Below are 22,204 nucleotides of genomic sequence, written 5' to 3' on the forward strand. Positions count from 1 at the left end.
GGGTGATTCGGCTCTTAGCGTTGCGGGTGTGGCGTCGGAAGTGACGGACGCCGGAGCCCGACAGGGAGAACGCGAATGATCGACGCACGGCAGCTGACCAAGAAGTACGGCGATAAGACGGCCGTCGACGGGCTGGACTTCGTCGTGAAACCGGGAACGGTGACCGGTTTCCTGGGGCCCAACGGTGCGGGCAAGTCCACGACCATGCGCATGATCGTCGGCCTCGACGCCCCGACGAGCGGCTCCGTCACCGTGAACGGCCACCACTACGCCCGCCACCAGGCACCGCTCCAGGAGGTCGGCGCCCTCCTGGAGGCGAAGTCGATCCACCCGGGCCGTTCGGCGTACAACCACCTCAGGGCCCTCGCGCTGACACACGGCATTCCGGGCCGCCGGGTCGAGGAGGTCATCGGCCTCGCCGGACTGGGCAGCGTGGCGAAGAAGCGGGCCGGCGCCTTCTCCCTGGGGATGGGCCAGCGGCTGGGCATCGCGGCGGCACTGCTGGGCGATCCGCAGACGGTGATGCTCGACGAGCCGGTCAACGGGCTGGACCCGGAGGGTGTGCTCTGGATCCGCAACCTGCTCAAGGGGCTCGCCGACGAGGGCCGGACGGTGTTCGTGTCCTCGCACCTTATGAGCGAGATGGCCCTGGTGGCGGACCACCTGATCATCGTCGGGCGCGGGCGGCTGCTGGCCGACACGACCGTGGCGGACCTGATCCGCGAGGCGGGCGGCGACACGGTGAAGGTGGTGACACAGGACCCGTCACGACTCCGGGACGTGCTGGCCGGCCCGGGCGTCGACGTCACCGGCCGGATCGGCTCCGAGGAGCTGCAGGTGACCGGACTGACCGCCCGCGAGGTCGGGCTGAAGGCCGCCGAGCACGGGATCGCGCTGTTCGAACTGAGCGCGCGGACCGTGTCACTGGAGGAAGCGTTCATGGACCTGACCAGGGACGCCGTGGAGTACCACGGCTCCACGACCGGTATCGACGCCCTCGGGAGGCCCGCGTGAGCACCCTCACCGCAACCGCCGAGGAACCCCGGACCACTCCCACCCGCCCCGCCTACCGGGTGACCGGACGGCGCGTACTCGCCTCCGAATGGGCCAAGCTGTGGTCCCTGCGCTCGACCTGGATCACGCTGGGCCTCGGCCTGCTGTTCCTGGTGGCCTTCGGCCTGATCTCCGCGAGCCACTACAGGTCGGGGATCGGCTCCGACCGTCCGGACCGGGACTTCGCCGATGCGACGGCCGTGAGCCTGTCCCTCTTCGGTACGAACTTCGCCCAGCTCGCCCTGGGGGTGCTCGGCGTGCTGGTCACGGCGGGGGAGTACTCGACCGGCATGATCCGGTCGACCCTCGCGGCGGTCCCCCGCCGGCTCCCCGTGCTGTGGTCCAAGGCGGCCGTCTTCGGGCTGGTCGCGCTGGCCGTGGGGACGCTGGGCGGGTTCGTCGCCTTCCTGATCGGGAGCGGAATCGTCTCGGGCACGCCCGCGGCCATGAGCCTCTCGCACGCGGGCGTCCTGCGCAGCCTGCTGGGCGCGGGCCTCTACCTCGGCCTGGTCGGGGTGATCGGCACCGCCCTGGGCGCGCTGCTGCGGTCGGTGGCCGGCGGGATCTCGGTGCTGGTGGCCGCCCTGATGCTGGTCCCGGGACTGATCTCCCTGCTGCCGAGTTCCTGGCAGGACGACATCAGCCCCTACCTGCCGTCCGACGCGGGCGAGTCGATGTTCGCCCTGACCCACGACTCCACGATGCTGTCACCCGGCGCCGGACTGCTGGTCTTCCTCTGCTGGACGGCGCTGGCCCTGGGCGGCGCGGCGTACCGGCTCGCGCGCACCGACGCCTGACACCTGCACCATGGACAGGTGACGCCCGTGACCACCGATGACCTGAGCGGGATGGGACCGCTGGTCGCCCGACTCTCCCAGGGCGGCCAGCGGCTGCGGCAGGCCGACCGGACACACCCATGGGTGCTGGACACCGCGGTCGTCGTCCTGGTCTTCCTGATGTTCTGCCTGCCCGACCTGTTCCACGGCGGGATGAACGACGGCGACGGCGACGGCGACGGCCCGCGCCGGTTCCGCCTCGCCTTCACGCAGCTGCCCGTCGCCGGAATGCTGGCCTTCCAGGCCGGACTGGTTCTGCCCTTGCTGTGGCGGCGACGCAAACCCCTCGTGGCGTTCGCCGTCATCACGGCGGTGTTCGTCCTCCAGTGGTCCCTGGGCGCGGCGCTGCGCGCGGACATCGCCCTCTTCATCGCCCTGTACAGCCTCGCCCTGCACGGGTGGCTGCGGCAGCTGCCGTGGGCCTGTGCGGCCATGGCGGGCGCCATGGCGCTGGTCGCGGTCCGGGTGTCCTCGGCCGTGTCCGTGTGGGACGCGCTGTTCTTCCTGCTGAGCACGGCGACCGCGGCCCTCGCACTCGGCCTGATGGTACGGATCCGCCGGGCCCAGCTCGCCGGACTGCGGGACCGGGCCGCCCGGCTGGAGATCGAGCGCGACCAGCGCAGCAGGCTGGCCACGGCCACCGAACGCACCCGCGTCGCCCGCGAAATGCACGACATCGTCGGCCACAACCTGTCCGTCATCATCACGCTGGCCGACGCCGGCGCCTACGCCACCGACCTCGCTCCCGAACGCGGCAAGGAGGCTCTCCAGCTCATCGGCGACACCGGCCGCCAGGCCCTCGGTGAACTACGGCGTGTGCTCGGCGTGCTGCGCGAGGCGACGGGCGGCGGCTCCCCGGGCGGGCCCGAACTGAGCCCCCAGCCCGGCATCGCGGACATCGAGGCGTTGTGCGCCAAGGTGCGCTCCGCCGGTCTCGAGGTCGTCTACCGGACCTCCGGCGACGTGGACGCCCTGGACAGCGGCGTGCAGCTGACGGCGTATCGCATCGTCCAGGAAGCCCTCACCAACACCCTGAAACACGCCGACCCCGGCACCCGGGTGCATCTGGCGATCGTCGAGAAGGACACCCGGCTGACCGTCCGGGTCCAGGACACCGGCCCGGCCACATCGTCCGGACCGCCGAACGAGGAAGGACATGGCCTGGTGGGCATGCGGGAGAGAGCGGCTCTGTACGGCGGCACCGTCAGCGCGGGGCCGGCAGACGGCGGCGGATGGAGCGTCGAGGCAGTCCTCGACCTCACGCCGCAAGGCGGTGCCCGGTGACCACCGTGCTTATCGTGGACGACCAGCCGCTGCAACGCTACGGCTTCCACCTGCTCCTGGACTCCGTCCCCGAGACCGACGTCGTCGGTGAGGCCGCCCACGGCGCCGAGGCCGTCCGCAAGGCCGCCGAACTGCGCCCGGACGTCGTCCTGATGGACGTCCGCATGCCCGGCATGGACGGCATCGAGGCCACCCGCCGCATCGTCGCCGCCGGTGGCCGCTCGCGCGTCCTCGTGCTCACCACCTTCGACCTCGACGAGTACGTCCACGCCGCCATCCGCGCCGGTGCCAGCGGCTTCCTCCTGAAGGACGCGCGCCCCGAAGAGCTCCTCGCCGGCATCCGCGCCGTCGCCGTCGGCGACGCCGTCATCGCGCCCGCCCTCACCCGCCGCCTCCTGGACGAGTTCGGCCGCTATGTCCCCGCTCACCGCGCGGACTCCGCGGAGGACCCAGGACTGCGCTCCCTCACCGACCGCGAGCGCGAGATCCTCGTGGCCATCGGCAAGGGCTGGAGCAACGGTGAGATCGCCACCCGGTTCGTCCTCTCCGAGTCCACCGTCAAGACCCACGTCGGCCGTGTCCTGGCCAAGATCGGCGCCCGCGACCGCATCCAGGCCGTGATCTTCGCCTACGACCACGGCCTCGCCCGCCCCAACGCGAACTGAAACGAGAGCGGCGGCCCGGTGAGCCGGCGGACAGCCTGTGGCTCCTGGCGGATGAAGCCGTCCGCGGTCACCCACATCCCGACGTACGGGTGGGGGTCGCGGGGCGTGTCGTTGCTGGTCATGGCTCTACGATCGCCCCGGCGGCCGGTGCCGACCAGGCCGCCGTCTCGCCAGGTGAGAGGTTCCTGGGTGCCGCGCACCCGGCGTGGCAGCCGGCCGCGCACCCAGCCTCGCGGGCGCCAGAGCCCTTCGTTCGGTGCGGCAGCGGCGCGGGCCCGTCCGAGACCGCCCCGTTGCCCCTGCGCCGTACGCGGCGCGACGGATCGTGGGTGCCCGACACCTAGGGACAAGGCGGCCTGGTTCCGGCTCCACCGCACGACGAACCTGGTGGCCAGGCAGCCGTCGTAGCTGCCGCAGCCGTCGAACACTCGCCCCGGACCTGCACCGTCGCTGATCTCGTGCGGTGGGGACCTCGACGCGGGCGAAGCCGTGGTCGTCGACGCCACCGGCACCATCCTCACCCCCGGCTTCGTAGACACCCACCGGCACGCCTGGGAAGCCCAGTTGCGCCGGATCATGCCGGACGTCGACGACCTCGGCGGGTACGTCATGGCCACCCTGGCCGGCTACGCCACGGTCTACCGGCCCGAGGACATGTACATCGGCACCAGGCTGGCCGCCCTGACCGCGATCGACAGCGGCATCACGACGATGCTCGACTTCTCCCACAACTCCCGCACCCGCGAGCACTCCGACGCCGCCGTCGAGGCCCTCGTCGACACCGGCATCCGCGGCGTGCACGCCTCCATGGGACCGCACTTCGGCGAGTGGGACCGGCAGTGGCCCGGCGACCTGACCCGCGTCAAGGACCGGTACTTCAGCAGCGACGACCAGTTGCTGACACTGCGACTGGCGGCCCTGGCCACCGCCGAGATCGCCGGGCCGGCGCTCGCCTACGGCCCCGAACTCGCCCGTTTTGCACAGGAGTTGGGTATCGGGGTGAGCGTGGACGCCGTATTCGGCGCAGCCTCCTCCGAGGCGGTCCTGCGCTGGGCCGAGGACGCCGTCCTCAGCCCCGACGTCACCCTCATCCACTCCACCGGACTTACCTCCGAGGCCTGGAAGGTGATGGGGGATACCGGCACCACCGTGGCCCTCGCCCCCACCTCCGACGCGCAGATCGGCCTGGAGACCGCGATCCCCGCGGTCGACGAGGCCCTGTCCGTCGGCATCCGCCCCGGACTGAGCATCGACGTCGAAGTCGCCCTGGCCAGCGACATGTTCACGCAGATGCGGGCTCTGCACGCCATCCAGCGGATGCGCGCCGTCAACGCGGCCTACGGCACCGACGAGCAGCCCTCCCGCATCACCACCCACGACGTCCTCGACTTCGCCACCCTCCAGGGCGCCCGCACCAACGGCCTGGCCGCCGTCACCGGCTCCCTCACCCCGGGCAAGAAGGCCGACCTGCTGGTCATCCAGGCCGAGGACCTCAACAACATGCCGCTCAACGATCCGATCGGCACGATCGTGCTCGGCTCCGACGCCCGCAACATCAGCGCCGTCCTCATCAACGGCGAGCCCCGCAAGTGGGACGGACACGTCCTTGACGTCGACCTGGCCGCCCTGCGCGGCGAGGTGCGCTCCTCGCGCGAATACTTGCTGAACACCCCGGCTGTCTGAACACCTCCCGCGATCTTGTCCAGGGTTCCGGTCAGCTCCCCGGGTGGGCAGGCCTCCCGGAAGTGGAAGCGCGAGCGCACGAGGGCGGGACGCAGGGAGGGGGGGTCGGCTTCGAGTGCGTCCCGTACCGCGGTGGAGAAGCGCTCCGGGCTCTGCATCACGATGTCGATCACGAACGTGCGGCCCCCGAGCCGGACCTGGCTCTGCTGGCGGTCCAGGTCCTTGATGGCCTCGTGCACCTCCCTGATGGCGCTCTCCGTCACGTTGCCGCGGTCGTTGAGGACGCGGTCGACGGTGGCCGTGCTCAGTCCGGCCAGGCGAGCGATTTCCCTGATCGGGTAGGGGTGTCGCATGACTGATCCCAAAACTGATGATGGGTTTTTGATGTGCTGATAAGCATTGAATGATGTGTTCGGGTTCTCAAGACTGGCAGAGACGCACGGACGGCGAAGGGACCCGGATGTCTTCCACAGCCGCGGGAGCGCGGACTTGGCTGACCGAGGCGGACTGCGATCTCGAAGGGTTCCGCTCACTCGTGGAGCAGAGCACCGACCTCGCCGGTCATCCCTCGGCCGAGCGGGTGGAGCAGAACGTCCCGCTCTACGACAGCGAACGGCTCCGCTCCCTGTCGGCCACCCCGCAGGGCCGTCGGAGCGTCCAGGACGAGGTGATCCGGGCCCTGCTGGACGGGCCCGGCATCGTGGTCCTCAAGCGCGCCTTCACCGACGCGGCCGTCGTGGACGCGGCGTCCGAGGCCTTCCGCGCGCTGATCGAGGAGGAGCGTGCCACCGGTGCGGCCCGCGGCGACCACTTCGCCAAGCCCGGCGCGAACGACCGCGTCTGGAACGCCCTGGACAAGGTGGCCGTACGGGCGCCGGAGGTGTTCGCCGACTACTACTCCAACGACATCCTGGAGCTGATCGCTGAGGCATGGCTCGGCCCCGCCTACCAGGTGACCTCCCAGGTCAACGTGGTCAACCCGGGGGGCGCGGCGCAGAGCGTCCACCGCGACTACCACCTCGGCTTCCTCTCCCAGGAGCGGGCCGCCGCCTACCCGGCGCACGTCCACCGCCTCTCGCCGGCGCTGACCCTCCAGGGCGCGGTGGCCCACTGCGACATGCCCCTCGAGTCCGGCCCGACGCTGTATCTGCCGCACTCGCAGAAGTTCGGGCCCGGCTATCTCGCCTGGCGACTGCCGGGGTTCGTCGAGTACTTCGACGCCCACCACGTCCAACTCCCCCTGGAGAAGGGCGACGCGGTCTTCTTCAACCCGGCGCTCTTCCACGCCGCCGGGCACAACAGGTCGGCCGGCATCAGGCGCATGGCCAATCTGCTGCAGATCTCGTCCGCCTTCGGCCGCGCCATGGAGACGGTGGACCGCGAGGCGATGGCGAACGCGCTGTTCCCGGTGCTGCTGCGCCGCAAGGCCGAGGGCGTATCGCGGGACTGGCTGCGCCGCGTCGTCGCGGCCACCGCCGAGGGCTATGCCTTCCCCACCGACCTCGACCTCGACCCGCCGGTCGACGGTCTCGCCCCGCCTGCCCAGGCGGACACCGTCTGGCAGGCCGTCGTCGAGGGCTGGGCCCCGCAGCGGCTGCGCCAGGAACTGCAGGCCGCCGCCGAGCGCCGCCGAAGCTGACTGAAAGGGACACAGTACTCATGGGACTGCTTGAGACCCCGCTGCTCGAAGACCGGGTCGTCCTCGTCAACGGCGGCAGCCAGGGCGTCGGCGCGGGCATCGTGCGGGCGGCCGTGCGGGAAGGCGCGAGCGTCGTCTTCACCGGCCGCCGGGCCGACGTGGGCGAGGAACTCGCCGCGGACACGGGCGCGCGCTTCGTGCGGGCGGACCTCTCCGATCCGGCGCAGGCGCGCGACAGCGCCGTACAGGCCATCGCCGCTCACGGACGCATCGACTGCCTGGTCAACGCGGCGGGGCTGACGTCGCGCGGCTCGCTGCTCGACACCACGCCGGAACTGTTCGACCAGCACATGGCGATCAACCTGCGCGCGCCGTTCTTCGCGATGCAGGCGGCGGTGGCCGACATGACGGCCCGCAAGGCGCCGGGCACCGTAGTCAACATCATCTCCAACTGCGCGCACGGCGGTCCGCCCCACCTGGCGGCGTACTCGGCGGCCAAGGCCGGTCTGGCAGGCCTGACGCGCAACGCCGCCCACGCGCACCGCTGGGACCGCATCCGGATCAACGGCCTCAACATCGGCTGGACGGACACCGAGGGCGAGGACGCCACCCAGCGCGCCTTCCACGACGCGGGCGACGACTGGCGGGAGAGGGCGGCCCGGTCGCAGCCCATGGGCAAGCTCGGGCAGGTCGACGAGATCGCCGACTTCGTCGTCTTCCTGCTCTCCGGCCGCAGCGGAGTGGTGACCGGCTCGGTCATCGACTGGGACCAGAACGTCTTCGGCGGCCAGGACTGAGCCGCCCTCGGGCGGAGGGAGCAAGATCATGCGTAGGACCGGGCAGCGGACCGGTGCCGAATGCCGTCGTCGTGCGGATGGGGCCGGCCAGGACGAAGTCCCGTCCGGCGTACGGGTGTCCGGGATGCCTCGGATGCGAGGCCTTCCCGCGATCGGCGGCCGCCCGGGTCCCGGTGGTGGGGCATACGGGCAGTGTTGACACCGGACTTTCCGACGGCGGTACCCGCGACCGCATTGTTGGTTAGGGTGGCGAACAGAGACTGATCGGGTGCTGTCGGCCGAGGTGATGGACAGGCCGGCGAGTCCGGGGCCGAACAGGCTGGTGGATTCCGCTCGGGTCAGGTCGGACACGACGGGGGGCTCGTTGGTGGGGAGTCGGCACCGGCAGAAGTGCCGAGGGACTGACGGGACTGACGCCACATATGGGCCGTGGCGTGGCCGGACTCATCGAAGGCAGGCCGGGTCGTCTTCAAGAGGGCCTGGAGCAGGGGAAACAGGAAGCCGCTGATTCATGGCTGCCCACCGGTCGGACGAAGGGTCGCACCTTCACGCTGCCTCAGGAAGTCACGATCCGGAACACCGTCTGCCGGTCACGGCAGAGCACCGCAGGCCGACCGGAGACGGCGGGCGGGTGACCGGCCGGTCGGCGCCCGCGGTGCTGCCCCCGTCGCTGCGCGGGTGGCTCGGGCTGATCGCGGCCCTCGCCGCGCTGGTGATCGTCGTGCTCGGGGTCCTGTATGCCGACGACAGCGAACCCGGCATGGTGGACGCGCGGATCGGGGCGGCCTTGTACGGTGTGGGGCCGCCGTGGCGGCACGTCGCTCTGGCCACGGACTTCTTGGGGGAGCCCGTGGGAGCGGCGACGCTGGTCGTGGCCACCGTGACGGGCTGCCTGCTGCTTCGGCATCCTCGCGCGGCGGTGCTCGTCGTGGCCGGCGCCGGCACGACCGTGGGGACGGCGACGCTGCTCAAGCACCTGGTGGGACGCACCATCCACGGCGACGGCAACCTGTCCTACCCGAGCGGGCACACCGCCTTCGCCACCGCGCTCGCCCTCGTGGTGGCGCTGCTCGTGACCGGCCGGCTCGGCCTCGGCAGGACGGCCGGCACGTCACTCGTGCTCGCCGCGGCGCTGGCTGCCGGCGCCGCCATGGGCTGGGCGCAGGTAGCCCTGGGCGCGCACTACCCGACCGACGTCCTCGGCGGCTGGTGCACCGCGCTGGCGGTGATACCGGCGACCGCGTGGCTGGTCGACCCGACGGCTGACCGGCTGGTCGGTCGCATGGCCGACGACGGTCGGCGGCAGCGCCGCTGACGTCACGTCACATCACCTCACGCCAGGCGCCGGAACACGGGCTTCACCGGCCGTCCGGCCTGCCAGGGGGTGGGGTCGGCGGCGTCCAGTGCCTTCCGGTACACCGCACATGCCTGCGCCACCACGTTGACGGTGTGATCGATGTCGGCGTCGTCGAGCGCGCTGCTCACCACGAACGACGGGGCCAGCACCCCGCCCGCGAGGAGCCGGCGCAGGAACAGGGTGCGGTACCGCTGCGACGGCTGCCGGTTCTCGTCGAGGGTGGCGAAGACCAGGTTGCTGGCCCGGCCCCGGACGACGATGTGGTCGCCGACCCCCATGCTGGCCGCGGCGTCGCGGACACCGGCGGCCAGCCGCTCGCCGAGGGTGTGCAAACGCGCGGTGACGCCCTCTTCGACGTAGGTGGTCTGCACGGCCATCGCGGCTGCCAGGGAGTGCGTTTCCGCACCGTGCGTGGTGGACAGCAGGAACACCCGGTCGCCGGAGTGACGCAGCCCGCCCCGCTCCATCAGATCGCGGCGCCCGGCCAGCGCGGAGACGGCGAATCCGTTGCCCAGCGCCTTGCCGAACGTGGAGAGGTCGGGGACGACGCCGTACAGGCCCTGGGCGCCCGCCTCGGACCAGCGCAAGCCGGTGATCATCTCGTCGAAGATCAGTACGCAGCCGTGCCGGTCGGCCAGTGCGCGCAGGCCGGCGAGGTACCCGGGCGGCGGCTCGGTGTGGGTGGCGGGTTCGAGGATCAGGCAGGCGACCTCGTCCTGGTACCGGGTGAGCAGCTCCTCCGTGGCGGCCAGGTCTCCGTAGGGGAACGCCACGGTGAGCTCGTTGGTCGCCGCCGGAATGCCTGCGGACATCGCCGTGGTGCCGATGAACCAGTCGTCGACGGAGAAGAACGGATGGTCGGCGCAGAGGGCCACCCGCTGGCGCCCGGTGGCGGCGCGGGCGAGGCGCACCGCGGCGGTGGTGGCGTCGGAGCCGTTCTTCGCGAACTTCACCATCTCGGCGGTCGGCACCGTGGCCAGGAAGCGTTCGGCGGCTTCGACCTCCACGATGGACGGCCGGACGAAGTTGCTGCCGCGGTCGAGTTCCCGCCGCACCGCCTCGATCACGCGTGGGTGGGCGTGGCCGAGGCTGACCGACCGCAGGCCGGAGCCGTACTCGATGTAGCGGTTGCCGTCGATGTCCCACACATGGGCACCGCGGCCGTGGCTGATGACCGGGGCCAGGTTCTCGGGGTACTGGTCGTCGCCCTTGGCGTAGGTGTGCGCGCCCCCGGGGATCAGGGCGTGCAGCCGCTCGTTCGCCGTCCGCGAGCGGGGCAGGAGGAGCTCTGCGGTGTCGTGTGTGTCCACGCCGACCTCAACTTTCTTTATCTTTCTCTGTGCTTCAGGACCTCGGCGAGGCTCGGCGCCTCCCGGTCCCGTTGGGACATCGAGGTGACCGGCAGCGGCCAGGGGATGGCGAGCTCCGGGTCGTCGAAGGCGATCGTCACGTCCTCGGCCGGATCGTGCGGGCGGTCGATCCGGTACGAGGTGTCGGTGGTCTCGGTCAGCGCCTGGAAGCCGTGCGCGCACCCCGCCGGGATGTACAGGGTCACCTGCGTCTCGCCGGACAGCTCGAACCAGGCCCGGTTGCGGTACGTCGGCGAGTCCGGCCGCAGGTCCACGACGACGTCGAAGATCCTCCCGTACGAGCACCGCACCAGCTTGGCCTCGCCGGCGCCGGAGCGCAGGTGCAGACCGCGCAGCACGCCCCGGACGGAGCGGGACAGGCTGTCCTGGACGAAGGCGTCCGGGTCGAGGCCCACCGAGCGGATCACGTCGGCGTCGAAGGTGCGGCAGAAGAAGCCGCGTTCGTCGGCGTACGGCGTCGGCTCGAAGAGGTACGCGCCGGTGATCTCCAGGACTTCGGTCGCCTTCATGGAGCCTTCCGTAAGGTCGGGGCGTGGTCGGCCGCCGGGAACAGGGCCGCGGTCAAGGAGTCGAACTGCCGCTCGAGTTGCCGGGCGGCGTCCAGGTTCCGCTCGGTGAGGGTCCGCCGCAGCTCGGCCGAATGCTTCTCCAGCGCACGGAACTGCTCGAGCAGTCGGTCGGCGTCGACCTCGCGCGCCGGGTGGCAGTACGCGCCGAGGCCCATCTCCGCCATGAGTGCGTCGCTCTTCGCCGCGTAGCACAGAGCGAGCACCGGCGTACCGGTCTTCAGCGCGCAGATCAGGTTGTGGTAGCGGATCGCCACCACGGTGTCGGCGGCCGCCATCTCCTTCATCAGGTCGGCCAGTGAGGACGGCTCGGCAGCGGTGACCAGCGGCGAGTCCACCGCGTCGAGGATCGCGGCGACCACCGACGCGTCGCAGTCGTCACCGGTGAGCAGCCGGACGGCCCTGCCCTCCTCGGCCAGCGTGCGGACGAACCGGACCGTCCCGTCGAGGTAGCGCCGGTAGATCTCATCGGCCCGGGCGCGGTCGTCGTTGCCGCCGTGGAAGTCCATGACGCCGAGGCAGACCGGGCCCGGCGGGGCCGACGGGTCCGCGGGCGCGCTCGCCCGCGGCGTCGGCAGGGCGAACGCGAGGTCCGGGTGGACCTCGTCGCGCGCGGTGTCCACGCCCATCGCCCGCATCGCGTCGCGGGACTGCGCGTCCCGGTACGACCGGTATGCGGCCAGCCGCGCCGACCAGCGCACGAGGGCCCGGGTCGCCCGGTCGCCGATCGTCGCGGCGCCGACGCCGAGCAGCGCCACCCGGGTGCGCAGCAGCCGGCCACTCGCGCAGAGCAGGAACAGCGAGTACGGGAAGCCCCACGGCCGCAGCGGCAGTGTCGCCTCCAGGACGCCCATGCCCGGCACGATCACCACGTCGTGCCGGCGCACCCAGGCAGCGGTGCGGAAGACGTCGACGAGTTTGCCCACGCCCTTCGCCGCGACCGCGCCCGCCCGTGACGCGGTCCGGTACTCCCCGCGGTACCAGTGCAGCCGCGTCGCGGGGATCCCGAACCGGGTCGTCACGGCCTCGGGTCCGCCGCACAGCGCGTCCACGACCGCCTCCGGGTGTTCGGCGCGGAGGTACCCGAGCACGGCTTCGAGCGATCCGTCGTTGCCGAGGTTGCCGGAGCCGAGCAGGCCGAACACCCCCACGCGCACCGGGGCCCCGTCCGCGGCCGTCATGTCCGCCTCCCCTCACGGCCGGCGACGAGGGCGTCGACGGAGACCGTGAGCAGGGCCGGATCGACCGGGGCGCGGTCCTCGACCCGCTCACCGGCGCCCGGCCGGACCCGGCTGGTCATCCACGCGGCCAGGTGGCGGTAGCACGCGCGCCGGTCGGCCGTGGACAACGGCGCCCGCCGGATCGCCGAGGCGAAGCCCCAGACGTACTCGGCGAGCAGCCGGGGCGTCGGGTGCAGCGGACCCGCCCGGCGCGGGTCCAGGTTGACGCACCGGGAGCGCTTGGAAGGGTTCGCCCGCTCGGCCCGGGTGGGGTGGTCGCGGCGGAAGTAGAGCAGCTCCGGCACCTGGTGGAAGGGCCCGTGCAGGGTGATCTCGGCGACGTACGTACGGTCCGCGTGGTGGTAGCTGTCCATCGGTTTCACCCGGCGCAGCACGTCGGTCCGCATCACCCCGTAGAAGTCGTCGCCACCCGGCTCGAACAGCAGACTGCGGAAGCGCTCCGGCGCGTGCGGGGAGCTGGTGGCGAGCGTGTACTCGTAGGGGACCTTCACCTGGCCGTCGCCGTCGATGATTGCCTGGCCGGTGTGCGCGAGGATCATGTCCGGCCGCTCGTCCAGCGCCTGGACGCAACGCCGCAGCAGGTCCCGGCCGTACAGGTCGTCGTGCGAGGCCCACTTGAACAGCTCGCCGCGGGCCTCGGCGAGCACATGGTTGTGGTTCGGCGTGGCGCCGATGTTCCGGGGCAGCCGGAGGTACCGGATGCGCGAGTCCCGCGCGGCGTACTTGCGGCAGATCTCCTGGGTCCCGTCGGTCGAGGCGTTGTCGGAGACGACCAGCTCGAAGTCCTCGTAGGTCTGGCCGAGCAGGGCGTCGAGCGACTCGGCCAGGTACTCCTCGCCGTTGTACACGGGCAGGCCGATGCTCAGCCTGGGTCGGTCGGTCATGAGGTCCTCACTTCGGGAAGGGGATCGCGGTGGCGCTCGCGCAGGGCGGACCGCAGTTGCAGCCACCACACGGCCGAGCTGCTGACGGTCGCGGCGGCGACGCCCCAGGCCGAGCCGACCGTGCCGGCGGCGGCCGCCCCGCCGAGCCCGCCGCCGGCATAGCAGGCGGAGGCGAACAGCTGGCAGCGCAGGCTGCGCCGGGCCGCGCCGAGCGCGCGCAGTCCGGCCGCCGCGCCGGTGCCGAGGCCCGCGCCCGCGACGCCGAGGGTGATCGGCACGATGAGCTGTGAGGCGGAGTGCCAGACACCGCCGAGCACCAGCTCGCCGAACCGGCCGGGCATCAGCAGCAGCGCCGCGCCCCAGAGCAGCGCGCCGACGGCCTGCCCCCCGCCAAGGAGGAGGCAGAATCTGCCCAGTTGATGCGGGGCCTGCCGCAGCACCCGTGCCGCCTCCGGGACGGTGACCAGGGAAAGCCCCATGAGCACCGCGAGGAACGGGCCGAGCAGGAGCTCGGCGCCCCGTACCGCACCCACCGCGCCGACTCCCACGATCGCGCCGAGCCCGTACGCCCGCACCTGGCTCGCGCCACTGAGGCTGACGTTCTCGACCAGGTACCGGTAGCCGAGATCGCGCTGCTCGCGCAGCCACCCGCGCGCCTCGGTCAGCCTGGGCCTGATGCCCGACTGGAGGCAGCCGTACCCCGCCGCCACCGTGGCGGACGCGCCCCAGGCGAACACGAAAGCGGCCACGCTGCCCACACGGGCCGCCACCACCAGGGCCGGGACGAGCGCGACGCCCCACACCACGTCGTTGACGAACGCCTTCCGTCCGGCGCCGGCGGCGAAGAACGAGAACCGCCAGGCGTCCTGGAGCAGCAGCCCCGGCAACATGACGCCAAGGGCGGCGAACGCGGGCCCCAGGCGGCCGCCGAGGCCGAGCCCGGCCACCAGACACACCGCGCCGATGGCCGTACCGACGCCGAGCGCGGTACCCGTCGACCGGGCCACCGCCCCGCGCCAGGACGCGTCCGGCACGCCGCTGAAACGGACCACGAGCGGATCGGTGGCCAGCCCGCGGGAGACGTTGAGCACCACGCCGTACGTCACCCAGGCGAGGCTGAACACGCCGAACGCGGTCACCCCCAGCGAGCGGGCCACGTAGATGCCCACCGCGAAGTTGCTCACGCTGGAGGCCGCCTGGTCGGCCAGTCCCCAGGACAGCCGGCCGACGAGGGCCCGCCTGGCGGATCCGGCCGGTGCCGTCGGTCTCTCCCCCTCGATGGTCATCGGCGTCATGCCTTGATCAGTTCGGCGCCGCACAGGGCGTCGGCCGCGGCGGCGACGGCGCTGAACGGCAGCCCGGACCGCTCGGCGACGTCCAGCAGACTGTGCTCGCCCTCGGAGAGGCTGAGCACCCAGAGCATGGCCATCTGGGCCTGCTTCGCGTCGCTTCGGCCGCCGAGCGAGTCGTACAACCCACGCCGGCCCAGCTGTGGTTCGCCGTACGGGCTGAGGTTGACGTACCGCCGGTTGCGGTCAAGGACGGCGAATGCCTCGCGGCAGACGGCGAGCGTGTCCGCCATCGCCTCCGGAGTGACGAAGTCCGGGTTGTCCGCCGAGGTGTGGTACTCGGGGTAGCCGGCGTACGGGGTCCGGCTGAGCGAGCCCACACCGAGATCGAACCCGGGCGAGCAGAACTGCCGCTCGTCGTAGCCGTACGGAGTGAACTCGGCGACATGGTGCGGGCGTTCGGAGGCGGCCAGCACATGCCGCAGCACCCGGTCGATCTCCGCGTCGCCGCGCCTGCTCTGTTTGTACGTCAGCCGGCCCGGGTCGCCGGCGCAGGCCAGCACGAGCCCGTGCTTGACCCGTTCGATCCGCTCCGCGTTGCGGGCCAGCCAGGTGATCGCCCCGATGGTGCCGGGCGCGAACAGGAACCGGTAGGTGTAGTACGGCTTCCGCTCCGCCAGCGCCCGGGCCAGGAACGTCGCCACCGCGATGCCGGCCAGGTTGTCGTTGGCCAGCGACGGGTGGCAGACGTGGCAGGAGACGATCACCTCGTCGGCGACCTGCCCGGGGACCACGTGCTCGGCGTAGGTGAGGTGGCCGTCCGCGAGTGTGGAGTCGACGCGCACCTCGTACTCGCCGTCCGGCAGCGCGTCCAGGGTTTCCTGGGCCAGGCAGAACCCCCACTCCGGCTTGTAGTAGCTGGTGCGGTACGGCACCCAGCTCGGGTGGTCCGGCAGGGTGTGCAGGTGCGCGCGGAGTTCGGCCAACGGCATGGTCGCCGACACCGGCACGCTGTAGCCGAGCACGTGCAGGCTGGACGCGGCGAAGTCGACGACCCGGTTGCCGGCGGTGTCGGCGACGTACGCGTCCCGGATGTTCCACTCCTGCGGCACCGTCCAGTCGAGCACCTGAGTCCCGGTCGGCACCTCGTGCACCTGCAGCGGGATGTACTCGTCGACGATCTCCAGGGTGGCGCGCACACCGTCGCCGGTGATGCTCCGGCACAGCGGGTACAACCGCTCCACCAGTGCGTGCATCTCTTCGCCTGCCGTGGTCATCGGCGCCACCGCAGGGTGTCGTCGACGGTACCGGCGTCGGACGCCGCGCGGAGCACGGCCAGCCGGGTGAAGCGGCGCTCGAAGTCCTCCCGGGTCAGCCCGTGATTCCGGTAGGCGTCGGCGAGCTCGAGCGCGCCCTGCTTCACGGTCCACTCGCAGTCGAAGCCGGGCACCGCGGCGCGGAACCTGGAGAAGTCCACCCGGTACGACCGCGGATCGGCGCCGTTCTCCCCGGTGATCACCACCTTCGCGCCGGACACCGCCTCGGCGACCTGGTCGGCGATCTCGGCGACCGTGACGTTGTTGATCTCGCTGCCGATGTTGAACGCCCGGTCGTGCACCGCTTCCCGCGGCGCGACCAGCGCGGCAGCGAAGGCCTGCGCGATGTCGGCGGCGTGCACCAGCGGGCGCCAGGGGGTGCCGTCGGAGAGCACGAGCACCTCGCCGGACAGGAGCGCGTGGCCCACCAGGTTGTTCAGCACGATGTCGGCGCGCAGCCGGGGTGAGAAGCCGAAGGCGGTGGCGTTGCGCATGTACACCGGGCTGAAGTCGCCGTCGGAGAGCGCGTGCAGGTCGTCCTCCACCCGCACCTTGGACTCCGCGTACGGCGTCACGGGGCGCAGCGGGGCGTCCTCGGCCACCAGGTCGTCGCCGCCGGCGGCGCCGTAGACCGAGCACGTCGACGCGTACAGGAAGCGCCGCACTCCGGCGTCGCGGGCCAGCCGGGCCAGCCGCACGGAGGCGTGGTGGTTGATGTCGTAGGTGAGATCCGGCGCCAGCGACCCCAGCGGGTCGTTGGACAGCGCGGCCAGGTGGATCACGGCGTCCACCCCGGCCACGTGCTCGGCCGTGACGTCGCGCAGGTCGACCCGATGCCCCGGCGGGTCCGCCGGCGGCGGGCCGAGGACGCAGTCGGCGAACAGGCCGGCGTCGAGACCGACGACCTCGTGCCCGGCGGCCGCGAGGACCGGGGCCATCACGGTGCCCAGATAGCCCTGGTGTCCGGTCAGCAGTACGCGCAAGGTTCATTCCCCCAGGTCGAGAGTGAGTTTGGTGACGGCGAACGCCTCGGCGTAGCGCGCGTGGCATTCGATGCCGCGGATCCGGGCGAGGCCGAGGAAGGCCTCCCGGTCGTACCAGGGCCGGTGCCGTTGCGAGGGGTAGTGCTCCTGCAGCAGCCGCACCTTCCGTTCGGCGATCTCCGGCGACAGCGGCTGGTACGCCGACGGACGGCCGAGATCGCCGTCCCACTTGACGATCTCGTAGCCGAGCACGAGGTGGTCGCGGAACGCGGTGGTCACCAGCTTCGCCAGACCGCGGTGATCCTGGTGCGCGTCGTCGGTGCGCGGGGCCAGCACGAGATCGGGCTCGGTCCGCACGCGCAGCTCCTCGACCGCGGCCTTGGCCTCCTCCCAGTGCGCGGGCATCCGGCCGTCCGGCAGCTTGAGCACCGTCAGCCGCAGGTCGGCACCCGGGCAGAAGGCGGCGAGCGCGGCCCGCTCCTCCTGCTCCCGCTCGCCGCCACCACCGGAGAGCACAAGGACGTCGACGCGAATACCGGGCCAAGCGAGGCACAGCGTCAGCAGCGTGCCGCCGGCGCCGATGGCGATGTCGTCGCAGTGGGCGCCCACCGCGACGATCCGGTCCAGGCGCCCGGCCCCGAGCCGGATCACGCCCTCGCTCCGGAGCCGGCCCTGCCGCCGGTCGCGCCCGCCCCCGCGCCGTCCCGTTCCCACACGGCCCACGGGCGGTCGCCCCGGGTGTAGGCGTCGTCGAGCGCCGCCCGCTCCTTCACGGTGTCGGTCGGCTTCCAGAAGCCGCGGTGCTGGTGCGCCACCAGCCGTCCGCGCTTGGCCAGTTGGCCGCATCCGTCAGCGACCAGGTCCCCGTTCTCCGGGATGTGGTCGAAGACCTCCTGGCGGAGCACGAAGTAGCCGCCGTTCTCCCACAGCGGCATGTCGCTCACCGCGGTGATGCCCCCCACCAGGCCGTCCTCGCCCAGTTCCACGCAGTGGAACGAGGACTGCGGCGGCACCACCATCATCGACGCACCGGCGTCACGCCGGGCGAACCGGTCGATCATCTCCGGCAGCGGGGCATCGGTGAGCACGTCGGCGTAGTTGGCGAGGAACATCTCGTCGCCGTCCAGGTGGTGCCGCACCCGGCGCAGCCGCTCACCGATCGGCGACTCGATGCCGGTCTGCGCGAACGTGATCGTCCAGCCGGAGATGTCGGTGGACAGCAGCTCCGTCCGCCCGCCCCGCAGCACGAAGTCGTTGGACGTCGTCTCCTCGTAGTTGAGGAAGAAGTCCTTGATGTGGTGTGCCCCGTACCCGAGGCACAGGATGAACTCCGTGTGCCCGAAGTAGGCGTAGTAGCGCATGACGTGCCAGATCAGCGGCCGCGGGCCGACCATCGCCATCGGCTTGGGCACGTCGTCGGAGGCGCCGCTGCGCATACGCAGCCCGTAACCGCCGCAGAACAGTACGACCTTCACGACTTGACCTCGACAATGCTCAGTTCCGGGATGGGAAAGACCAGCCGGCCGCCCCAGTCGTGCACGAAGGACAGCTGCTCGACCAGCTCGGCCCGCAGGTTCCACGGGAGGACGAGGACGTAGTCCGGCTTGTCGGCGGCTATCTGCTCGGGCGCCAGGATCGGGATGCGGGTGCCCGGGGTGAACCTGCCGTGCTTGTAGGGGTTGCGGTCGACCGTGTACGGGAGCAGGTCGGGCCGGATGCCGCAGTGGTTGAGCAGGGTGTTGCCCTTGCCCGGGGCGCCGTAGCCGACGACTCTCTCGCCGCGCTCGGCCGCCTCGATGAGGAACCGCAGCAGATCCCGGCGCACCTTGGCCACCCGGGCGGAGAACTCGGTGTATCCGGACAGCTCCCGCAGCCCGGCGGCCTTCTCCCGGTCCAGCACGTCGGCCACCCGACCGGTCGGCTCGCCGGCCACCTCGGCCGGCCGGGCCCACAGCCGGATGGAGCCGCCGTGCGTGGGCAGCAGCTCGACGTCCACGAGCGTGAGTCCGCCGCTCGCCAGCGCCCGGGTCGCGGACGCGACCGTGTAGTACTGGAAGTGCTCGTGGTAGATCGTGTCGTACTGGTTCTCCTCGATCAGGGTCAGCAGGTGCTGCACCTCGATGGAGACCCACCCGTCGTCGGCGACCAGGGCGCGCAGCCCCTGCGTGAACCCGACCACGTCGGGGATGTGCGCGTACACGTTGTTGGCCACGACCAGATCCGCCGGGCCGTGCTCGGCGCGGACGGCCGAGCCGGTGTCCGGGGACAGGAACTCCGTGAGCGTGGGCACACCCGCGTCCCGCGCCGCGGCGCCGACGTTCACCGACGGCTCGATGCCGAGGCAGCGGATCCCCCGGTCCACCACGTGCCTCAGCAGGTACCCGTCGTTGCTCGCGACCTCGACCACGAAGGCGTCGGGGCCGAGCCCCACCCGCTGTACGGCGTCGGCGACGAACGTGCGCGCGTGCTCCACCCAGGAGGTCGAGAAGGAGGAGAAGTACGCGTACTCGCTGAACGTCTCCTCCGGCGTGATCAGCGGAGGGATCTGGGCGAGCCAGCAGTCGGTGCAGACCCGCAGATGCAGCGGGTACGCCGGCTCCGGCCGGTCCAGTTGCTCCGCGGCGAGAAAGCTCTCACACGGCGGAGTCGCCCCGAGATCGACGACGCTCGCGAGCGCCGCCGAGCCGCAGAGTCGGCATCGTGTCATCTACTGCCCCCATCCCGTTCGCGCGGGTGCCCCCGTCGCGAGCCAGTGCTTCTGTCCCCTGCCGGCGACGGGCTGTCCCCGCCGCCGGACCGCCCCGCGATCGCGGTGCGGTACCCCTCCACCAGGCGCTCAAGGCCGACGGCAGGGCTGAACCCCTGTTCGTAACGGCGCCGGGCCGCCTGGCCCATCTCCCGGTTGCGGTCCTGTTCGGCCGCGATCCGGCGTATGCAGGACGCGAGCGACGCGGCCTCGCCCGGCCGGTGCAGCAGCCCGGTCACCCCGTCCTCGACGAGTTCGACGAAGGCGCCGTGACCGGCGGCGACGACCGGGACCCCCGCCGCCATCGCCTCCACGACCACCAGGCCGAACGCCTCCAGCCACGTCGAGGGAGCCACCACGGTGACCGACCGCGCGACGGCCTTCTGGCACTCCGCCGTGTCATAAAGGCCGACGTACCGGACGTCGTCGCGGCCCGCCGCCCAGGCGGCCACCTCCGCCTCCAGCGGCCCCGTACCGGCGATCACGAGCGGGACGCCCACCCCGCCGTCGGCGGCGAGTTCGTCCCACGCGGCCATGAGCAGCCGCACTCCCTTGGCCTGCGCGAGCCGGCCGAGATAGAGCACATGCTCACCGGCGTCCGTCCGGCGCGTGCCCGGGTCGGGCACGAAGTTGTGCTTCACGGCCAGCCGCTCGGGCGGCATTCCCGACCGCGCCAGGACGTCGCGCTGCGCCGCGGAGATGCAGAAGAACCGCTCCACGCCGGACCACCACCGCCGCCGGTTGACCGACAGGCTGACCGCGAGCGGCACCGTCGCCAGCCGGGAGTTCCGGTAGCAGCCGTGCCGGACGGCGGGCAGCGGCGCGGACCCGACGCACTCGGTGCACGGCCGGCCGTCCCGCTGCAGCGTGCCGGGCGGGCAGACCTGGGTGTAGTTGTGCAGCGTGGCGACGGCGGGCACGCCGGCGTCGGCGCAGGCGGCCAGCACCGCCGGCGACAGGAGCGGGAAGACGTTGTGGACGTGCACCACGTCCGGCCGCTCGGTGCGAAGCCGGGCGGCGAGCTCCGCGCGGACCGCCGGATTCCACGGCACGAGCAGCGGTATCGCGGCCTTGCCCAGCAGGGACCGGGCGGCGATGTCGTCGCTGCGCCGCTCGAACACCCCGACCCGGTGGCCGGCCTCGCGCAGCAGCGTCACCTCCTGGTCGACGACCTTGTTCTCCCCGCTCGGCTGCGCCGAGTTGTAGCGGTTGTGCACCACGAGGACGTGCATGCTCAGGTCACCTCCGGTCTTCGGGTCCATTGCGGGATGCGTCGTCGAGGGGCTTCGGGCGTCGAGAGGGCAGTGGCGGGGGCAGTGGCAGTGGCCGCGGCAGGCGCCGCCAGCAGCGAGGCGGCCAAGGCCAGATGCAGCAGATACGGCGAGGCGTCGCCCAGCCCGGCCTCGGTGTACGACGCGATCGCGCAGTAGCTGATCAGGAAGATCGCGCAGGCCCTCGACAGCGACGGTGGCCGCAGCAACGCGACGCCGCCCAGCACGATGATGACCGCCGCCACCAGGACGACGCCGGTCATACCCTGCTCGTGGTAGACGGCCAGCCAGCTGTTGTCGATCGGCAGCCCGCCGAACGACTTGTCGCCCAGGCCCGCGCCGAACAGGTACTCCGAGGTCGTGCGGGGTGCTGCCAGCAGGGCGTGCCAGACCTTGGCCCGACCGGTGAGGCTGGAGAAGTTCTCCTGGCTCTGTCCGCGCAGGAACCACGACTGCAGCGCGGAGGCGAACCCCACCGCGGCCACGGTGGCGCACAGCACCGCCCAGGCGAAGAACCGGCGGGCGGCGGCGCTGGTCAGGATCAGCGAGCTGATCGCCAACGCCAGCCCGACGAGCAGGCCGAGCGTGGCCGTCCTGGTATGGGTCAGCGCGAGCAGGACGAGTGAGGGCACGATGACCACCGCCGCGCTGGTCCCGTCGGTCCGGCGGCCCAGGACGAGCAGCACGGTGAGCCCGATGATCACCGCGGCGTACTGTCCGATCTGCGGCGGGGTGAGCGGCCACAACGCGCCGACCAGCCGCCCGCCGTAGAGCTCGGGCAGGGCGGCGCCCGGCGAGATGATCGCGCCGGCGGCCACCGACCCGAGGACCAGGAAGTACATCCGGATGTGGTGCCGGACGAACGTCAGGCCGCCGTCCCACCAGCGGCTGAGCAGCCACAGCGTGCCGACGAAGAGAGCCAGCCGGGCGCAGCGGAACAGCGCGCCGAACCCGGACTCCAGGTTCGCGCTGGAGATCACGCTCGGCACCAGCAGCAGAGTGAGCAGGAACACGAAGGCGCTGGCTCGGACGCGCACCCGGAGATTGACCGCGAGCGCCAGCGCGAACGCGGCGACCAGCGCGCCCATGGTGACCATCTGGATGAGGGAACGGGGCAGCGGGACGATGGTCTTCGCCCCGGCGGAGCCGAGCGTGTTGAGGATCAGCAGCCCCCAGACCGCCCCGACGATCTTCGACGTGTGGTCCGTGTGGTCTGGGCTCATC

At 71.9% G+C, this 22,204-nt stretch carries 19 protein-coding genes and 2 pseudogenes; 8 read left to right on the forward strand and 13 right to left on the reverse strand.

Features of this window, described 5'->3' with window-relative positions; all coding sequences use genetic code 11:
- The first annotated feature begins 75 nt into the window (after positions 1-75).
- The 5 genes and pseudogenes from ACFWBD_RS08040 to ACFWBD_RS08060 form a co-directional block, all read left to right on the forward strand.
- Positions 76-1,014: an ATP-binding cassette domain-containing protein gene (locus tag ACFWBD_RS08040; protein WP_385664272.1), complete on the forward strand. Its 939-nt coding sequence runs from the start codon at positions 76-78 to the stop codon at positions 1,012-1,014.
- Entirely contained in the window at positions 1,011-1,850 is an 840-nt protein-coding gene (locus tag ACFWBD_RS08045) for an ABC transporter permease (protein WP_385664275.1), read from the forward strand. Before ACFWBD_RS08040 ends, ACFWBD_RS08045 begins: the two co-directional genes overlap by 4 nt.
- A gap of 27 nt (positions 1,851-1,877) precedes the next feature.
- The gene (locus ACFWBD_RS08050; RefSeq protein ID WP_385664278.1) at positions 1,878-3,173 is read left to right on the forward strand and encodes a sensor histidine kinase; all 1,296 of its coding nucleotides are present in this window, start codon (positions 1,878-1,880) and stop codon (positions 3,171-3,173) included.
- Complete coding sequence (locus ACFWBD_RS08055) at positions 3,170-3,838, forward strand: response regulator (RefSeq protein WP_385664281.1); 669 nt, start codon at positions 3,170-3,172, stop codon at positions 3,836-3,838. The genes ACFWBD_RS08050 and ACFWBD_RS08055 overlap by 4 nt, the downstream gene beginning before the upstream one ends.
- A 462-nt stretch (positions 3,839-4,300) precedes the next feature.
- A pseudogene (locus ACFWBD_RS08060) lies at positions 4,301-5,521 on the forward strand (amidohydrolase family protein); the annotation flags it as partial.
- 8 nt (positions 5,522-5,529) lie between these two features.
- On the opposite strand, the pseudogene ACFWBD_RS08065 reads toward ACFWBD_RS08060, so the two are convergent.
- Positions 5,530-5,874: pseudogene (locus ACFWBD_RS08065) on the reverse strand (LacI family DNA-binding transcriptional regulator); the annotation flags it as partial.
- A gap of 107 nt (positions 5,875-5,981) precedes the next feature.
- On the opposite strand from ACFWBD_RS08065, the gene ACFWBD_RS08070 reads away from it, so the two are divergent.
- The 3 genes from ACFWBD_RS08070 to ACFWBD_RS08080 all read left to right on the forward strand — a co-directional run bounded on the left by ACFWBD_RS08070 (position 5,982) and on the right by ACFWBD_RS08080 (position 9,272).
- The gene (locus tag ACFWBD_RS08070; RefSeq protein ID WP_385664283.1) at positions 5,982-7,160 is read left to right on the forward strand and encodes a phytanoyl-CoA dioxygenase family protein; all 1,179 of its coding nucleotides are present in this window, start codon (positions 5,982-5,984) and stop codon (positions 7,158-7,160) included.
- Between the two features lie 20 nt (positions 7,161-7,180).
- Positions 7,181-7,957 (forward strand): SDR family oxidoreductase, encoded by a 777-nt coding sequence (locus ACFWBD_RS08075; protein ID WP_385664286.1) that lies wholly within the window; start codon positions 7,181-7,183, stop codon positions 7,955-7,957.
- Between the two features lie 631 nt (positions 7,958-8,588).
- The gene (locus tag ACFWBD_RS08080; RefSeq protein WP_385664289.1) at positions 8,589-9,272 is read left to right on the forward strand and encodes a phosphatase PAP2 family protein; all 684 of its coding nucleotides are present in this window, start codon (positions 8,589-8,591) and stop codon (positions 9,270-9,272) included.
- Between the two features lie 17 nt (positions 9,273-9,289).
- On the opposite strand, the gene ACFWBD_RS08085 is transcribed toward ACFWBD_RS08080, so the two are convergent.
- From ACFWBD_RS08085 to ACFWBD_RS08140, 12 genes are read right to left on the reverse strand one after another with little or no spacing between them, the layout of a single operon-like run.
- The gene (locus ACFWBD_RS08085) at positions 9,290-10,624 is read right to left on the reverse strand and encodes a glutamate-1-semialdehyde 2,1-aminomutase (RefSeq protein WP_385664292.1); all 1,335 of its coding nucleotides are present in this window, start codon (positions 10,622-10,624) and stop codon (positions 9,290-9,292) included.
- Positions 10,625-10,641: 17 nt separating this feature from the next.
- Entirely contained in the window at positions 10,642-11,193 is a 552-nt protein-coding gene (gene rfbC, locus ACFWBD_RS08090; RefSeq protein ID WP_385664295.1) for a dTDP-4-dehydrorhamnose 3,5-epimerase, read from the reverse strand.
- Positions 11,190-12,431 (reverse strand): polysaccharide pyruvyl transferase family protein, encoded by a 1,242-nt coding sequence (locus ACFWBD_RS08095; RefSeq protein WP_385664298.1) that lies wholly within the window; start codon positions 12,429-12,431, stop codon positions 11,190-11,192. The genes rfbC and ACFWBD_RS08095 overlap by 4 nt, the downstream gene beginning before the upstream one ends.
- Complete coding sequence (locus ACFWBD_RS08100; protein ID WP_385664301.1) at positions 12,428-13,375, reverse strand: glycosyltransferase family 2 protein; 948 nt, start codon at positions 13,373-13,375, stop codon at positions 12,428-12,430. The genes ACFWBD_RS08095 and ACFWBD_RS08100 overlap by 4 nt, the downstream gene beginning before the upstream one ends.
- Complete coding sequence (locus tag ACFWBD_RS08105; protein WP_385664304.1) at positions 13,372-14,670, reverse strand: hypothetical protein; 1,299 nt, start codon at positions 14,668-14,670, stop codon at positions 13,372-13,374. The genes ACFWBD_RS08100 and ACFWBD_RS08105 overlap by 4 nt, the downstream gene beginning before the upstream one ends.
- Positions 14,667-15,941 carry a DUF4910 domain-containing protein gene (locus ACFWBD_RS08110; protein WP_385664307.1) on the reverse strand — a complete coding sequence of 425 codons (1,275 nt, stop codon included), beginning with the start codon at positions 15,939-15,941 and terminating at the stop codon, positions 14,667-14,669. Before ACFWBD_RS08110 ends, ACFWBD_RS08105 begins: the two co-directional genes overlap by 4 nt.
- The gene (locus ACFWBD_RS08115) at positions 15,938-16,963 is read right to left on the reverse strand and encodes an NAD-dependent epimerase/dehydratase family protein (RefSeq protein WP_385664310.1); all 1,026 of its coding nucleotides are present in this window, start codon (positions 16,961-16,963) and stop codon (positions 15,938-15,940) included. The genes ACFWBD_RS08110 and ACFWBD_RS08115 overlap by 4 nt, the downstream gene beginning before the upstream one ends.
- Before the next feature lie 3 nt (positions 16,964-16,966).
- Entirely contained in the window at positions 16,967-17,614 is a 648-nt protein-coding gene (locus ACFWBD_RS08120) for a PIG-L deacetylase family protein (RefSeq protein ID WP_385664313.1), read from the reverse strand.
- Positions 17,611-18,438, reverse strand: a complete 828-nt coding sequence (locus ACFWBD_RS08125) for a glucose-1-phosphate cytidylyltransferase (protein WP_385664315.1) — start codon at positions 18,436-18,438, stop codon at positions 17,611-17,613. The genes ACFWBD_RS08120 and ACFWBD_RS08125 overlap by 4 nt, the downstream gene beginning before the upstream one ends.
- Entirely contained in the window at positions 18,435-19,670 is a 1,236-nt protein-coding gene (locus ACFWBD_RS08130) for a class I SAM-dependent methyltransferase (RefSeq protein WP_385664318.1), read from the reverse strand. The genes ACFWBD_RS08125 and ACFWBD_RS08130 overlap by 4 nt, the downstream gene beginning before the upstream one ends.
- Positions 19,667-20,941, reverse strand: coding sequence for a glycosyltransferase (locus ACFWBD_RS08135; RefSeq protein ID WP_385664321.1), 1,275 nt, complete (start codon positions 20,939-20,941; stop codon positions 19,667-19,669). The genes ACFWBD_RS08130 and ACFWBD_RS08135 overlap by 4 nt, the downstream gene beginning before the upstream one ends.
- Before the next feature lie 2 nt (positions 20,942-20,943).
- Positions 20,944-22,203, reverse strand: coding sequence for an O-antigen ligase domain-containing protein (locus ACFWBD_RS08140; protein ID WP_385664324.1), 1,260 nt, complete (start codon positions 22,201-22,203; stop codon positions 20,944-20,946).
- Between the last annotated feature and the right edge of the window lies 1 nt (position 22,204).

The organism is Streptomyces sp. NPDC060002 (genome assembly GCF_042737245.1).
Taxonomy (GTDB): domain Bacteria; phylum Actinomycetota; class Actinomycetes; order Streptomycetales; family Streptomycetaceae; genus Streptomyces.